Annotated in this window: 13 protein-coding genes and 3 tRNA genes; 9 read left to right on the top strand and 7 right to left on the bottom strand. The window is 69.9% G+C overall.

The genetic code is table 11. The features are described from left to right. Positions 1-111: 111 nt before the first annotated feature. The 3 genes from AC4IHM_RS17650 to AC4IHM_RS17640 all read right to left on the bottom strand — a co-directional run bounded on the left by AC4IHM_RS17650 (position 112) and on the right by AC4IHM_RS17640 (position 3,589). Positions 112-2,346: a DEAD/DEAH box helicase gene (locus AC4IHM_RS17650; RefSeq protein ID WP_490867982.1), complete on the bottom strand. Its 2,235-nt coding sequence runs from the start codon at positions 2,344-2,346 to the stop codon at positions 112-114. Positions 2,347-2,605: 259 nt separating this feature from the next. Beyond that, positions 2,606-3,142, bottom strand: a complete 537-nt coding sequence (locus AC4IHM_RS17645) for a hypothetical protein (RefSeq protein ID WP_490867981.1) — start codon at positions 3,140-3,142, stop codon at positions 2,606-2,608. Positions 3,143-3,238: 96 nt separating this feature from the next. Then, positions 3,239-3,589 (bottom strand): metallopeptidase family protein, encoded by a 351-nt coding sequence (locus tag AC4IHM_RS17640; protein ID WP_490867980.1) that lies wholly within the window; start codon positions 3,587-3,589, stop codon positions 3,239-3,241. A 116-nt stretch (positions 3,590-3,705) separates the two neighbouring features. On the opposite strand from AC4IHM_RS17640, the gene AC4IHM_RS17635 reads away from it, so the two are divergent. Then, the gene (locus AC4IHM_RS17635) at positions 3,706-5,319 is read left to right on the top strand and encodes a metallophosphoesterase family protein (protein ID WP_490867979.1); all 1,614 of its coding nucleotides are present in this window, start codon (positions 3,706-3,708) and stop codon (positions 5,317-5,319) included. Positions 5,320-5,399: 80 nt separating this feature from the next. Continuing rightward, positions 5,400-5,472, top strand: a tRNA-Glu gene (locus AC4IHM_RS17630). Positions 5,473-6,035: 563 nt separating this feature from the next. Here the strand turns inward: AC4IHM_RS17630 and AC4IHM_RS17625 are convergent. Then, complete coding sequence (locus tag AC4IHM_RS17625; protein ID WP_490867978.1) at positions 6,036-6,614, bottom strand: TetR/AcrR family transcriptional regulator; 579 nt, start codon at positions 6,612-6,614, stop codon at positions 6,036-6,038. An 86-nt stretch (positions 6,615-6,700) separates the two neighbouring features. Between AC4IHM_RS17625 and AC4IHM_RS17620 the strand changes: the two genes are divergently transcribed. Next, positions 6,701-7,744 carry an NAD(P)-dependent alcohol dehydrogenase gene (locus AC4IHM_RS17620; protein ID WP_490867977.1) on the top strand — a complete coding sequence of 348 codons (1,044 nt, stop codon included), beginning with the start codon at positions 6,701-6,703 and terminating at the stop codon, positions 7,742-7,744. A gap of 195 nt (positions 7,745-7,939) precedes the next feature. Here AC4IHM_RS17620 and AC4IHM_RS17615 read toward each other — a convergent pair whose 3' ends face one another. Beyond that, positions 7,940-9,163, bottom strand: a complete 1,224-nt coding sequence (locus AC4IHM_RS17615) for an RNA-guided endonuclease InsQ/TnpB family protein (RefSeq protein ID WP_490867976.1) — start codon at positions 9,161-9,163, stop codon at positions 7,940-7,942. A 25-nt stretch (positions 9,164-9,188) separates the two neighbouring features. Between AC4IHM_RS17615 and tnpA the strand changes: the two genes are divergently transcribed. Together tnpA and AC4IHM_RS17605 are read left to right on the top strand one after the other, a co-directional pair. Beyond that, entirely contained in the window at positions 9,189-9,605 is a 417-nt protein-coding gene (tnpA, locus tag AC4IHM_RS17610; protein ID WP_490867975.1) for an IS200/IS605 family transposase, read from the top strand. A 248-nt stretch (positions 9,606-9,853) separates the two neighbouring features. Then, positions 9,854-10,456: a LysE family translocator gene (locus AC4IHM_RS17605; RefSeq protein ID WP_490870854.1), complete on the top strand. Its 603-nt coding sequence runs from the start codon at positions 9,854-9,856 to the stop codon at positions 10,454-10,456. Positions 10,457-10,532: 76 nt separating this feature from the next. Here the strand turns inward: AC4IHM_RS17605 and AC4IHM_RS17600 are convergent, their stop codons facing one another. Further along, positions 10,533-11,198, bottom strand: a complete 666-nt coding sequence (locus AC4IHM_RS17600; protein ID WP_490867974.1) for a TetR/AcrR family transcriptional regulator — start codon at positions 11,196-11,198, stop codon at positions 10,533-10,535. A gap of 100 nt (positions 11,199-11,298) precedes the next feature. Here AC4IHM_RS17600 and AC4IHM_RS17595 point away from each other — a divergent pair, with 100 nt between their 5' ends. The 3 genes from AC4IHM_RS17595 (at position 11,299) to AC4IHM_RS17585 (ending at position 12,572) form a co-directional block, all read left to right on the top strand. Further along, the gene (locus AC4IHM_RS17595; RefSeq protein WP_490867973.1) at positions 11,299-12,201 is read left to right on the top strand and encodes an SDR family NAD(P)-dependent oxidoreductase; all 903 of its coding nucleotides are present in this window, start codon (positions 11,299-11,301) and stop codon (positions 12,199-12,201) included. Between the two features lie 202 nt (positions 12,202-12,403). Then, positions 12,404-12,478, top strand: a tRNA-Asp gene (locus tag AC4IHM_RS17590). Between the two features lie 20 nt (positions 12,479-12,498). Further along, positions 12,499-12,572, top strand: a tRNA-Phe gene (locus AC4IHM_RS17585). Between the two features lie 102 nt (positions 12,573-12,674). On the opposite strand, the gene AC4IHM_RS17580 is transcribed toward AC4IHM_RS17585, so the two are convergent. Next, the gene (locus AC4IHM_RS17580) at positions 12,675-13,409 is read right to left on the bottom strand and encodes an alpha/beta fold hydrolase (RefSeq protein ID WP_490867972.1); all 735 of its coding nucleotides are present in this window, start codon (positions 13,407-13,409) and stop codon (positions 12,675-12,677) included. Between the two features lie 167 nt (positions 13,410-13,576). Here AC4IHM_RS17580 and AC4IHM_RS17575 point away from each other — a divergent pair, with 167 nt between their 5' ends. Then, positions 13,577-14,029, top strand: coding sequence for a winged helix-turn-helix transcriptional regulator (locus AC4IHM_RS17575; protein ID WP_490867971.1), 453 nt, complete (start codon positions 13,577-13,579; stop codon positions 14,027-14,029). Positions 14,030-14,033: the final 4 nt, after the last annotated feature.

Below are 14,033 nucleotides of genomic sequence, written 5' to 3'. Positions count from 1 at the left end.
GCGTGACATGCGTCACTCCCTGGCCGGTAACCGTCCGGAAATCCGGCAGCAAAACGCCGTGGCCTCCGCCCGAAGAGGGCGGAGGCCACGGCGCGTTCGGACCTTCAGAGGTCAGCTGTTGCGCTTCCAGCGCGGCTTGTCGTCACGGCGGCCGAAGGAGGAGGAACCTCGGTGGTCGTCACGGCGGCCGTACGGGCGGTCGTGGCCGCCGGCGCGGAAGCCGGGCCGGTCGGCCTGACGGTCGCGGTTGAACGGACGGTCGCTGCCGGGCCGGTCGGCCTGGCGGTCGCGGTTGAACGGACGGTCGCTGCCGGGCCGGTCGGCCTGGCGGTCGCGGTTGAACGGACGGTCGCTGCCCCGGTGTCCGCCGCGGTCGTCGCGGCGCTCGAAGGAACGCCCACCCCGCTCACCACCACGGTCGTCACGGCGCTCGTACGAACGGCCACCACGGTCACCACGGTCGTCCCGACGGAAACCACCACGGTCACCACCACGGTCGTCACGACGCTCGAACGAACGCCCACCCCGCTCACCACCACGGTCATCGCGACGGTCGAACGAACGGCCACCACGGTCACCACGGTCGTCCCGACGGAAACCACCACGGTCACCACCACGGTCGTCACGACGCTCGAACGAACGCCCACCCCGCTCACCACCACGGTCATCGCGACGGTCGAACGAACGGCCACCACGGTCACCACGGTCGTCCCGACGGAAACCACCACGGTCACCACCACGGTCGTCACGGCGGTCGTCGCGGCGCTCGAACGAACGCCCACCACGGTCCCGGTCGGCGTACCGGTCCCGGCCGCCGCCGCGCTCCGTCTTCTCCGCGTCCCGCGCGCCCGGCTGCTCGGGCAGCGAGACCTCGGGCTCGGACACCGCCGCGGCCACCTCGGCCAGCGCCGTCTCCGGGTCCTCGCCCCGCTCCCGCGCGGCCCTGGCGACCAGGCGGTCCGCCTCCTCGCGCAGCTCGGTCGCACGCCGCTGGGCCCGCTCCAGCTCCTTGGTGAGCTGGGCGACCTCGCGCTCGGCCTGCTGCGCCGCGTTGCCCGCGGACTCGGCCTGCACCTCGGTCATCGACCGGGCGCCGGTGATCTCGGCGACCTCCGGCTCGAAGGCCGCGCCGCCCTGGATGATGTGGCGCGTGGCGTCGACGCCCGCGTCCTCCATCAGCCGGAAGATCTGGCGGCGCTGGTGCGGCAGCGACAGGGAGACGACGGTGCCGGTGCGGCCGGCACGGGCGGTGCGGCCCGCGCGGTGCAGGTAGTCCTTGTGGTCACCGGCCGGGTCCACGTTCAGGACCAGGTCGATGCCGTCGACGTGGATACCGCGGGCGGCGACGTTGGTGGCGACCAGGACGTTGACGTACCCGTCCTTGAAGTCGGCCAGCGTGCGCGTGCGCGCGCCCTGGGTCATGCCGCCGTGCAGCGCGTCCGACTTCACGCCGGACTCGCGCAGCTGGTCGGCGACGCGGTCGGCGCCCAGCTGGGTGCGGACGAAGATGATGGTGCGGCCCTTGCGGGACGCGATCGCCGCGGTGACCGGCGCCTTGTCCTTGGGCTTCACGACCAGGATGTGGTGCGACATGGTCGTCACGGCGCCCTGGGCGGCGTCGACCTCGTGGAGGGCCGGGTCCTTCAGGTACCGGTCGACGAGGGTCTTGATCTCGTTCTCCATGGTGGCGGAGAACAGCATCCGCTGACCGCCCGCCGGCACCTGGTCGAGCAGTTCGGTGACCTCGGGCAGGAAGCCCAGGTCGGACATCTGGTCGGCCTCGTCGAGGACCGCGATCTCCACGTTCTCCAGGGAGCAGGCGCCGCGGTTGATGATGTCGCGCAGCCGGCCCGGGGTGGCGACCAGGATGTCGACGCCCCTCTCCAGGGCGTAGATCTGGTTGCCCATGGAGGTACCGCCGCAGACGACCTTCATCCGCAGCCCGACCACGTCGCCGTAGGGCTGGAGCGCGTCGGCCACCTGCATGGCCAGCTCGCGGGTCGGGGTGAGGATGACGGCGCGCGGCTTGTGCTTCTCGGTGCGCCCGCCGGCCAGCGTGGCCAGGGCCGGCAGACCGAAGGAGAGGGTCTTGCCGGAGCCGGTGCGGCCCCGGCCGAGGATGTCCTTGCCCTCAAGCGCGTCCGGAATGGTCGCGGCCTGGATGGGGAAGGGGGTGGTCACGCCGTTCTGCGCGAGCTTGCGCACGATGCCCTCGGGCAGCCCGAGGTCGGCGAAGGTGGCCTCGGGGGCCGCCGGGGCCTCCAATGTCTCGGGGGCCTCGGGGGCCTCGGACACGCCCTCGGCGCTCTCGGGCACGACGACGTGATCAGTACTGATGATGGACATGCGAATGCGAAACCTTCCGGAGTCTCTCGTCGGCACGCGCCCGTCAACTCCGTGAATCGCGATTCGCAATACGACCGCCTCAATGCGGTCAACCACGGCAGCAAAGGAGAGTACGCGCCACACGGCGCGCTCTGCGGTGGCGCCGGGCAAATGGGATCAAACGATCTACCACCATACGCACCCCCCACCCCCGATGGCAAACCGAGGACACCTGCCCAGCTCAGCGGCCCGCCGCCCGGCCCCCACAGCCCTCCCCGCCCTACGCCGGCGCCCCGGCCGCCGGTGCCGGCTCCCGCTGCGCCAACTGCGTCCCCGGCGGCTCGTGCGCCGACGAGGAGGGCTCCGCCACCGTCGGCTCCGGCGCCGGGGAGTCCGGCGGCTCCTCGGTCGGCGTCGGCTCCGGTTCGGCCGTACGCGTGGGCTGCGCCGGCTGCGTCCGGGTGGGCTCGGGACCGGCGTCCCCGCCCTTCGCCGGCGGGGCGTCCGTCCCGCGCGCGGACGGCGAGGCCGAGCGGGACGCGCCCTTGCGCTTCCCGTCCTCGCCCTTGCCCTTGCCGTCCCCCTCGCCCTTCTTCCCCTCGCCGCGCCCCTCGTCGGCCGCCGCCGCGCCGTACCCGGTGTTGCCGCCCGAGACCGCGGGGCCGCCGACGGACGCCTCACCGCCCCGCTCCCCGGCGGAGTGCGACGGCTCGGCGTCTCCTCCGGACTCGTCGTCGCCGACGCTCATGCAGCCGGCGGCAGCGGCGACGGCCACGGCCGCGGCGGCCAGACGGACGGGCAGGTACAAGGGGCGCACGGGCGGCCACCTCCGGGGTTCAAGGAGTCGACGTGCCCAACTCCCGTCACCCACAAGAGGACACGCGTCCCGCGGCCCGACCTTGACCCGAGCGCCTCAGCCGTACCCGAGGGCGTGCAACCGCGCGTCGTCGATCCCGAAGTGGTGCGCGATCTCGTGCACCACCGTCACCTCGGTCTCCGCGACGACATCCTCACGCGTCGCGCAGAACCGCAGCGTCGGCCCCCGGTAGATGGTGATCCGGTCCGGCAGCACCCCCGCGTACCACTCCCCCCGTTCGGTCAGGGGCGTACCCTCGTACAACCCGAGCAGCTCGGGATCCTCCGCCGGCGGTTCGTCCTCGACGAACACCGCGACATTGTCCATCAGCCGCGTCAGCTCCGGCGGGATCCGGTCCAGGGCCTCGGCGACCAGTTCCTCGAACTCCTCGCGCGTCATCTCCAGCACAGGACCATTGTCGGGTACGACCGTGGAGTACGACCCGCATATCCGCCCCGGGCCCTGGGCATACGGGATCAAGGGCCCGCGTCCCCGCCGCAGCCCCGCACGTCCTGCCCGAGGTGATGAACCCCATCCGCAACGCGCCCCGCACCCTCATCCGCCGGCTCCGCGCCCGCCGACCGTCCCCGACGCCCGAACTCGCCGGCCGGTCGCGCCCCTGGACCCGCGCCGTCGGCCTCGTCGCCGTCGTGCTGCTCGGGGCCTGGCTCGGGCTGCTGGTCGTGGGCAACGTACGCGTCCCGGTCGGGCCCATGAACACCACCATGACCCTGCGCCCGTCCCTCACCGGCGGCACGAAGATCAACGTCTCGCCGCTGGGCGCCCTCCAGCTCGACAGCCATGTCGCCCCGGTCCGCCTCGACGTCAACGTCGACCAGCTCGACCCCGACCGCGCCCAGGCCCTCGTCGACCACCCCGAGCGCCTCTCCGGCCTTCAGGACGAGGTCGCCCAGGATGTGGGACACGGCACCCTCGACCTCGCGGTCCGCTCCTGCGTCGCCGTCGTCACCGGCGCCACCGCTCTCGGCCTCGTCGTCTACCGCCGTCCCCGGCGCGCCCTCGCCGCCGGCGGCCTGGCCCTCACCCTCCTGGTCGCCTCCGGCGGCACCGCCTACGCGACCTGGAACCCCGACTCCGTCCTGGAACCGAAGTTCTCCGGTCTGCTCTCCTCGGCGCCCTCCCTCGTCGGCAACGCGCGCAGCATCGTGACCGAGTTCGACGTTTACCAGAAGGAGCTGGCCCTCCTGGTGACGAACGTGACCAAGCTCTACGACGTCACCTCCACGCTCCCCGCCTACCAGCCGGACCCGTCCACGATCCGCGTCCTGCACGTGTCGGACATCCATCTGAACCCGGCGAGCTGGAAGATCATCGCCTCGCTGGTGCGGCAGTACAAGGTGAACGTGATCGTCGACTCCGGCGACACGATGGACCACGGCACGGCCGCGGAGAACGGCTTCCTGGACCCCATCGAGAACCTCGGCGCCCCCTACGTCTGGGTCCGCGGCAACCACGACTCGCTCGTCACCCAGGAGTATCTGAAGGGCCTGAAGAACGTGCACGTCCTGGACGACGGCCGGGCCCGGACCGTCGCGGGCCTGCGCTTCGCCGGCATCGGCGACCCGCAGTACACCCCCGACCGCTCCAAGGAGGACGGCGCCGAGGCCTCCCAGGAACTGGCGGGCGCCCGCCTCGCCTCCGCCCTGCGCGACCAGCGCGCGGCCGGCACCCCCGTGGACGTCGCCATCGCCCACGAGCCGTCGGCCGCCCGCGAGGTCGACGGCGACGTGCCGCTCGTGCTCGCCGGTCACCTCCACCACGAGGGCATGGAGGTCATGAAGTACGGCACCCGGCTGCGCATCGAGGGCTCCACCGGCGGCAGCGGCCTGCGCGCGGTCGAGGGCAAGTACCCCGACCCCATCCAGGCGTCCATCCTCTACTTCGACCGGGACACCCGGCACCTCCAGGCCTGGGACCAGATCAAGCTGGGCGGCCTGGGCCTGACGACGGCCGAGGTCAGCCGCCACCTGCCCAAGGAGAACCAGCCGGGCGCGACCCCGTCCCCGACCGGTGGATCCCCCTCCGGGGAGGAGCCCACCCCGTCCGCCGGCGGCACGGGCCCCTCCCCGTCGGGCTCCACACCCACCCCGACCGGTCCGTCGCCCAGCGCTCCGTAAACCGTTTTGGCGTTACCTCCCGCCATCCCATATGCTTCTCACGTCCCCGACGCGCTGAGAAGCGCCCAGGCGGGCCGATAGCCCTCATCGTCTAGCGGCCTAGGACGCCGCCCTTTCAAGGCGGTAGCACGGGTTCGAATCCCGTTGGGGGCACAGTGCTTACAGTCCCCCTGACCAGCGGAAACGCCGGTCGGGGGGATTCTTTGTGTCCATAACGTCCCAGACCTCATACGCGCCTGGGTCAACGACTTGGAGGCGGGGCGGCCGGCGCCGCATCTGCCGGAGTGCGGTGGAGCGGAACCCACCCCCGCGGGCAAAGAATCCTTGCGCGGGCCATCTCGGCGCCCCCAAGACCAAGAAGGCCCGCCGGACGCTCGTGATCACCAGCAACCTGGACCAGATGCTCCGTGGGCGAGCCAAGGGGATCCGCTCCCAGCCGTTCAGGGCCGCCCCGGACACGAGTCCGTCACTGCGACCGTCGACCGATATGGCCACCTGCCCGACGCCCTGGACGACGAAGTCGTTGCCTCGGTCGACCGGGCCATGAACCCGAACGCACCGCTACCCGCGTACGGCGAGCGGTGCGACACCATCGAGGCGGCCGGAATACTCATTTCAGCCCGTCGCTCTCCGTCGGGCACAGTCACCCTCCGGCTCAGGCGCCGGCCGGGCTCTTGCTGATCGAGGTCCGGTTTCCTCAAGGCCCGGCGGCACCATCAAGCGGCGCGAAGCCCGGTGAGATGGATGCGGAGGAAGCGGCGCCACGGTGCGTCGTCGCCTTCGGGTGAGGCGGCGGCCACTTCTCGCATCGCGACGATGAGCGCCTTGATGTCGCCTGCTGTCACATCCTGCGCGAGGTACCCCGAGTCGACCGCCTTCTGTGTGAGCCGGCGGACTCGGTCCGCGGTTTGCGCGCTCACGCTGTCGTCGCTGGAGATCCGGTCGGTCAAGGCGGCGGCGTACCGGCGCTTCTCCGCGTTGAAGACCCCCACGAAATCGAGAAATCCCTCAAGCCCGGCGGCGGGGTCGGGATTTGTGAGAGCGGCTGCGGCGGCTTGGTCCAGCTCCTCGACGAAGAGCTGGGCGATGGCGTCGAGGAGGGCGTCCTTGCCGGCGAACCGCCGGTAGATCGTTCCGACACCGAGGCCGGCACGGGAGGCAACGGCTTCCATGCTGGCCTGCGGTCCTTGCTCGGCGAAGACCGCGCGTGCGGCGCTGATGACGATCGCGTCGTTGCGCAGTGCGTCGCGGCGCGGGGCACGACGGGATGCGGAAGGGCTGGTTCGTGGGCTCATCAGCGCCAGTGTACTCAAAGCGGAACCCACATTCCGCAACGTGTTAAAGTGAATATAGATTCCGCTTTGATGAGGAGGACCTGCCCATGAGGACCACGACCGGCTGGCAGAGCCTTGACCCCAGCAGCAACGCACTGACGCGCGTCACCATCGAGCGGCGTGAGCTGCGTCCCGATGACATCGCCGTGCGGATCGACTACTGCGGTGTCTGCCACAGCGACCTGCACCGCATCCACGGAATGCTCGGCGAGAGGGACCTCGTCCCCGGTCACGAGGCGACCGGCGTCGTCGTCGCCACCGGCCAGGAGGTCACCGGCTTCGCCGTGGGTGAGCGCGTCGCCATCGGCACGATCATCGACTCGTGCGGCGAGTGCGCCATGTGCCTGGCGGGGCAGGAGAACTACTGCTACAACCGCCCGACCACCACCTATGGCGGTACTGACCGGATAGACGGCACCCAGACCAAGGGCGCCTACAGCCGCGAGTACGTCCTACGCGAGAAGTTCGCGTTCCACCTGCCCGACGGACTCGACGCGGCCGCCGCAGCACCGCTCATGTGCGCCGGTGTCAGCGTCTGGGAGCCTCTGCGGGCCGCCGGCGTCGGCCCCGGCAGCCGGGTGGCCGTCGCCGGCCTCGGCGGGCTCGGCCACCTCGCCGTCAAACTCGCCGCTGCGCTCGGAGCCGAGGTCACCGTCCTCAGCCGCAGCACGGCCAAAACGCGGGATGCGCGGGCCCTTGGGGCGGCCGGACTGCTCGTGACGACCGACGAGGCTCAAGTCGCCGCCGCGCGAGGCAGCTTCGACTTCATCCTCGACACCATCTCGGCCGATCACGACCTCACGCCGCTCATCGGCATGCTGGACCTCGACGGGACCCTGTGCGTGCTCGGAAACCCCATGCTGGCCGGGCCAAAGCTCTGGGAACTGGGAGCCGGCCGCAAGAAGCTCACCTCCTCCGGCACGGGAGGACTGCGGCAAACCGCGGAAGTGCTCGAATTCTGCGCTGCGCACGGCATCACGGCCGACGTTGAGACCCTTCCCTCCAGCAAGATCGAAACCGCACTGGACCGCCTCGCCGACGGAGACGTCCACTACCGGTTCGTGCTGGACATGTCCGACCTCGACCAGTAGCCGGCCCCCGCGAGGCCGGGGCCGAAGACACAGAGCGTCCTGGCCCCGGCCTCGCCATTGGGTCCGACGGTCAACCGAGATCCGGATGACCACACGCTCGGGGTCCGGGGCCGGAGTGCGGCCATATCGCTGTCCTTGACTTGCTCCTCGGGCTGAAGCCCGAGGATTCTGGCCTTCTCGATCGTTGCTGTGCCGCTACGCGGCACGGGGTTCGGTCGGGAATCCGTGGCTTCCTGTTTCTTCGCGCTGTGCCGGGATTGCTCCTGGTCTTACCGGCGCTCCGCAGGCCGATACCGCCAGTCCGGCGGCCGTCTTCACGTTGATCGCGGCGTTGGTGTCCCGGTCGTGGACGGTGCCGCAGGCGGCACAGGTCCACTCCCGGACGCTCAGGGGTTTGGGGCCGTCCTTGACGCCGCAGGTGGAGCAGGTCTGGGAGGTCGGCTCGAACCGGCCGATCTTTACCAGGGCGCGGCCGTATCTCGCCGCCTTGTACTCGAGCATGCTGATGAACGATGACCATCCGGCGTCGTGCACGGACTTGGCCAGCTTTGTGCGGGCCAGTCCCGCCACCGACAGGTCCTCCACGGCGATCCCTTGGTTCTCGGAGATCAGCTTCGTGGAGAGCTGGTGGTGGAACTCGTGGCGTGCGTCGGTGACCTTGGCGTGGGCGCGGGCGACCTTGAGGCGGGCCTTGGCGCGGTTCTTGCTTCCCTTCTGCTTGCGGGACAGCTCCTGCTGGGCCTTCTTCAGCTTCTTCTCCGCGCGGCGCAGGAAGCGCGGGGAGCCGATCTTCGTGCCGTCGGAGAGGACGGCGAAGTGGGCAAGGCCGAGATCGATGCCGATGGTGCGGTCGGTTTCGGGCATCCGTGTCGCGTCGGCGGCGGGGTCGGTGTCGATGACGAAGGAAGCGAAGTACCTGCCGGCCGCGTCCTTGATGACGGTGACGGAGGCGGGGGTAGTGGGCAGCGTGCGGGACCACTTCACCTTCACCGCGCCGATCTTCGGCAGGTTCAGGCGGCCGCTGCCGGTGATGTTCCAGCGGGCGTTGGCGGTGAACCGGACCGACTGCCGGGCGTCCTTGCGGGACTTGAGCCGGGGAGGGCCAATCCTGGGGCCCTTGCGGGTGCCCTTGAGGGAGGCGAAGAAGTTGCGGTACGCCCTCTCGGCGTCCCGCAGGGACTGCTGGAGCACCACCACGGAGACCTCACCCAGCCAGGACCGTTGTGCTGTCCGCTTGGCCTCGGTGATCAGGCGCGTGGACAGCTCCCCGGCCTTCGGGAACGACTGCTCGGCCTTACGGGCGTCTTCACGGGCGCGGACCACGTCGTTGAACACGACACGGGCGCACCCGAACGCCTTCGCCAACGCGGTCTGCTGGCCGGTGTCCGGGTACATGCGGAAGCTGTACCGGAGCTGCACGACCGTCACCCTACCTACTTGGGTTATGGGTGAGATGCAGGAGATCAGAACTGGGCGTCACTGTGCCTTCGTGATGCATGTGCACTTGGTCTTCGTGACCAAGTTCCGGCACAAGGTGTTCACCGATGCCCACTTGAGGCGGATGGAGGAGATCATGCAGTCGGTGTGTACAGACTTCGAGTGCGACCTGGTGGAGTTCAACGGTGAGGACAACCACGTCCACCTGCTGGTGAACTTCCCGCCCAAGGTCGCCGTGACCAAGCTGGTCAACTCCCTCAAGGGTGTCTCCTCCCGCCGCCTGCGCCAGGAGTTCCCCGACCTGGTGCGCCACTACTGGCGGGCCAACAAGCTCTGGTCCGGGTCCTACTTCGCCGGAACCGTCGGCGGCGCCCCCCTCTCCGTCGTCAGGCAGTACATCGAACAGCAGAACCGGCCGGTGTGAGCACCACCCGGCGGGACCAGCCTTCCCGACGCTCCGCGCCGCAGGCAAAGAACTGCGGTGTCCAGCTCCGCCGGACCTGAGTCCGCGACGCTCCGCGACCACGATCTTCTGGCGCCGCAAAGAAGCCGGAAGAAATGGAAACAAGCCAAGCCCCGTTTTGCCGAGTTCGGCGAAACGCCGGGGGGTGGAGTTGCGACGGGTACTCTGCTGCGGTGATTGGATTCGAGCGTCTGGCCGTCTTCCTGACCATGGTGACCGTGCTGATCGCCGTGCCGGGGCCGAGTGTTCTTTTCGTCGTGAGCCGAGGGGTATCTCTGGGGCGGCGGGCCGCCGTGTCGACGGCGGTGGGGAACGAGGCGGGGCTGCTTGTCCAGGTGGTGCTGGTCGCGTTCGGGTTGGGTGAGGTGCTTGCCCGCTCCTATCTGGTGTTCTCGATTCTCAAGTTCGCCGGTGCTCTTTATCTCGTCTATCTCGGTGTCCAGGCATGGCGGCACCGCAAGCTGTTGATCGTGGCGGAGAAGCAGGGCGGGGCGGACGTGGGGCGGCCGGGGCGGGTGTTCCGGGAGGGTTTCGTCGTCGGGGTGAGCAACCCCAAGGGGCTGCTGATCTTCGGTGCGGTGCTGCCGCAGTTCGTCGACACCTCCGGGGGAAGCGCTCACTTGCAGTTGTTGTTGCTGGGGCTGATCTGCGTGCTGATCGCGCTGATTTCCGACGCCACCTGGGGCATCCTCGCCGGCACCGCCCGCAAATGGCTTGCCCGATCTCCTCGTCGGCTGTCATGGATCGGCGGGGGGTCGGGCATCGTGATGATCGGCCTGGGGATCCGGCTGGCGTTCAGCGGTCGTGACTGACCGATGACGAACGGATTCCGCCGGTCAGGCAGTCGACGGCATCGCGCAGTACACCTGGACGGGGCCCCGGGCAGGCTCAGCCGCGCGGCAGCACGCCCAGGAGTGTCGAGGTGAAGGAGAGCCGCAGTGCTTCGCGCAGCTCCATGTGGAGCATGCCGAGGGCGGGTTCCTCCGTGTAGGCGGCGAGGACGCTGGGCGGTGGCGGGACGTACGCCGCCAGAGCGCCCGCCGAGACCAGGCCCATCAGGCAGAACAACTGCGCGTCTTCGCCGAGTTCGGGCACATGGCGCCGCATCAGCTCGGACATGTCCGCGATCCTCTTGTGGGAGGACCGCTTGTGCCGCTTGACCGCCTCGACCGAGACATTGTGCTCAAGGACGCCGCCCTGCGCGCCGAGGAGGTCGCACAGCACCACCCGGCCCGCCAGTGACCGGCTGAGGATCTCGGCCAGCCGGCCCGCCCGCGCCTCCGGTGCCGCGTGCGCCTCGATGCCCGCGGCCAGCTCGTCCTCCAGCTCGGCGAGCCAGCTCCCCAGGAAGTCGTCCAGCAGTTCGAGCAGTACCGCCTCGCGTGACTCGAAGTACCGCAGGACGTTCGACTTGGCCAGGCCCACCCGCCGGCTGAGTTCATTGAGGCTCAGGTCGGCCACCGGCATCTCGTCGAGCATCGCCGCCGCCGTGTCCAGGATCGCCCGCCGGCGTATCTCCCGCTGCTCCTCGCTTCGCGCCCGCTGAAATGTCACACCTTCAGCCTAGCTTGAAGACCACCGGTCCCTTGTTAAAAGACCGGCGGTCCCTTACGGTGGTCCACATAACAGACCGGCGGTTTCTTAGGAGTGCGTCATGGGCGGCAAGTGGACCGAGCAGCACATCCCCGATCAGCACGGCCGGGTGGCGATCGTGACCGGCGCCAACACCGGACTGGGCTTCGAGACCGCCCGGATGCTCGCGGCGAGCGGGGCGACGGTGGTCCTGGCGATCCGCGACGCCGAGAAGGGCGAGCGGGCGGCCGCCCGCATCTCCGGCGACGCCACCGTCCAGGCCCTCGACCTGGCCTCCCTGGACTCGATCCGGTCAGCGGCGGCCGACCTGCGGGCGGCCCACCCGCGCATCGACCTTCTGATCAACAACGCGGGCGTGATGTACACCCCGCGGCAGACCACCGCCGACGGCTTCGAGCTGCAGTTCGGCACCAACCACCTCGGCCACTTCGCCCTCACCGGCCTGCTCCTCGACCGGCTCCTGCCCGTCCCCGGCTCCCGCGTCGTGACGGTCAGCAGCACCGGTCACCGCATCCGGGCCGCCATCCACTTCGACGACCTGCAATGGGAGCGCTCGTACAGCCGGATCGCCGCCTACGGCCAGGCCAAACTCGCCAACCTGATGTTCACGTACGAGCTGCAGCGCCGGCTCGCGCCGCTCGGCACCACGGTCGCGGTGGCCGCGCACCCCGGCGCGTCCAACACCGAACTCATCCGCAACACACCCGCCGCACTCCGCGTGCCCATCACCTGGATCGCGCCGCTGCTCACCCAGAAGGCCGAGATGGGCGCCCTGCCCACGCTGCGTGCCGCCACCGACCCGGCCGTCACCGGCGGGCAGTACTACGGCCCCGACGGGCTGGGGGAAATCCGCGGCTACCCGAAACCGGTCACCTCCAGCCGCGACTCCCACGACCGGGCCACCCAGCAGCGCCTGTGGACCGTCTCCGAGGAACTCACCGGGGTGACGTTTCCCGTGCGGTGAGGCGGTGACTCCACGGCGGAGGGATTCCCCGGCGCACGCATGAGGTACGCCTTCGCGCCCGGCCGCGCCGAGGGCGGGTGGCGGGTCAACAACCGGTTCGGACCCTTGCTCACCGTCGGGTATAGTCATGCGTGCGTTCAGGCGCCAGCGCCCGAATTCAACGCCAGGGTCGCAGCCCCTCATCCGGGCACGCGATGCTCATGGTCCTGTGGAGCAGTTTGGAGTGCTCGCCACCCTGTCAAGGTGGAGGCCGCGGGTTCAAATCCCGTCAGGACCGCTGCAGCCGCGAGGCTGCGTGGCTGGGTAGCTCAGTTGGTACGAGCGATCGCCTGAAAAGCGATAGGTCGCCGGTTCGATCCCGGCCCCAGCCACAGCCAAGGCCCCGATCCCCGGATCGGGGCCTTTCTGTATGCCGTGTGTGCCGCAGGGCGGCTTCGCTCCCGCCGTGTCGCGCGGGAAGCCGTCCGCGAGCGTCAGGGACCTGCGGCGGCTTCCAGGAGCAACTCGGTGAGCCGGCCGGGCATGGTGATCATGCAGTCGTGGCCGGTCGGCAGTCGCCACACCCGCGCCGGAGAGCCGTTGGGCTGCACCGCGGGGACGGGCGGCAGGGTGAAGCCTTCCCCGTTCGCGCCGTCACAGCGGATGTGGGTGCGCGGGATCGCGTGCGTGGCCGGGTTGTCCAGCCGGACCGGTTGCCGCAGGCAGCGCACCGGGTGGTCCGAGACCACCGTGCGCAGCCACGCGATGTCGGCCGGGTCGGTGACTCCGAACAGGCCGACCGGAGGCGGCTGTTCCGGGGGCGGCGCGATGAGCCACGGGCTCGCGGACCGCGCGGCCAGGTCGATCAGGACCTGGAGTTCGGGCAGGGCCTCGACGGGGGCCTCGCCGTCCTTCGGGACCATCGAGTCGACGTACACCAGGTGCGCGATCCGGTCGGGCACCTGGTTGGCCGCGGACGAGATGACCGCCCCCGCGTAGCTGTGTCCCACGAGCACCACGTCGGTCAGGTCCGCCTCGTCGATCAGCCGGACAATGTCGTCGACGTGTGTGTCGAGCCCCACTTCGGGGCTGAGCAGATGCGCCTTGTCGCCGTAGCCGGTCAGCGACGGGGCGAGCACACGGTGTCCGGCCGACTCCAGCAGCGCGGTCACACGCTCCCAGGCCCGTCCACTGTGCCAAGCACCGTGGACCAGCAGAAATATTGACATGACAGGAACGGTCTCTTCTCGGGGTGTCGAGGCGTCGAGATGCGTGGAACAGGCCGCGGCTACCCTTCGCATCTCGGTTCCCTTCGGGAACCACCGTCATCCTGGTGCGCCCGAGACGGCGCGGGCAATAAGGCACATTTCGGTGCCATGGTTCCCTGGAGGTAACGATGACCGCGACGGACAGCGAGCCGGAGCCGGTACGGCAGGACGCGGGTCGGTTCCGCGCGGTCCTCGGCATGGTCGGGGACAAGTGGTCGCTTCTGGTCGTGTGCAACCTCAAGGAAGGGCCGCTGCGCTTCTCCGAACTCAAGCGCACCGTCGACGGGATCAGTCAGCGCATGCTCACCGTCACTCTGCGCAATCTGGAACGGGACGGCATCCTGACCCGCACCATCCACAACGTCATGCCGCCCCATGTCAGCTACGCGCTCACCCCGATGGGCAGCACGCTCTGCTCAGCCACCCTGCCCCTCCTGGAGTGGACTGCCGAGCACCTGGCGCTCATCGACCGGGCCCGCACGGAGTACGACAGCCGCGCCGGTTCGGCCCCGACCCCGGCCCCGGCCCCGCATTCCCCGCGGCCGGGAGGAAATCGTTCGCCAGGAAATTCCCGGGGATGAGATC

This window comes from Streptomyces sp. SL06 (assembly GCF_058244745.1).
The sequence above is the reverse complement of the archived record's forward strand: the minus strand, read 5'-3'. Positions and strand labels throughout refer to the sequence as shown.

What these genes read in the sequence shown, in the direction of transcription:
- AC4IHM_RS17580 (WP_490867972.1), bottom strand. Translation starts at nt 13,409, where the DNA reads ATGTCAATATTTCTGCTGGTCCACGGTGCTTGGCACAGTGGACGGGCC.
- AC4IHM_RS17605 (WP_490870854.1), top strand. Translation starts at nt 9,854, where the DNA reads ATGGTGACCGTGCTGATCGCCGTGCCGGGGCCGAGTGTTCTTTTCGTC.
- AC4IHM_RS17595 (WP_490867973.1), top strand. Translation starts at nt 11,299, where the DNA reads ATGGGCGGCAAGTGGACCGAGCAGCACATCCCCGATCAGCACGGCCGG.
- AC4IHM_RS17620 (WP_490867977.1), top strand. Translation starts at nt 6,701, where the DNA reads ATGAGGACCACGACCGGCTGGCAGAGCCTTGACCCCAGCAGCAACGCA.
- tnpA (WP_490867975.1), top strand. Translation starts at nt 9,189, where the DNA reads ATGGGTGAGATGCAGGAGATCAGAACTGGGCGTCACTGTGCCTTCGTG.
- AC4IHM_RS17625 (WP_490867978.1), bottom strand. Translation starts at nt 6,614, where the DNA reads ATGAGCCCACGAACCAGCCCTTCCGCATCCCGTCGTGCCCCGCGCCGC.
- AC4IHM_RS17575 (WP_490867971.1), top strand. Translation starts at nt 13,577, where the DNA reads ATGACCGCGACGGACAGCGAGCCGGAGCCGGTACGGCAGGACGCGGGT.
- AC4IHM_RS17635 (WP_490867979.1), top strand. Translation starts at nt 3,706, where the DNA reads ATGAACCCCATCCGCAACGCGCCCCGCACCCTCATCCGCCGGCTCCGC.
- AC4IHM_RS17650 (WP_490867982.1), bottom strand. Translation starts at nt 2,346, where the DNA reads ATGTCCATCATCAGTACTGATCACGTCGTCGTGCCCGAGAGCGCCGAG.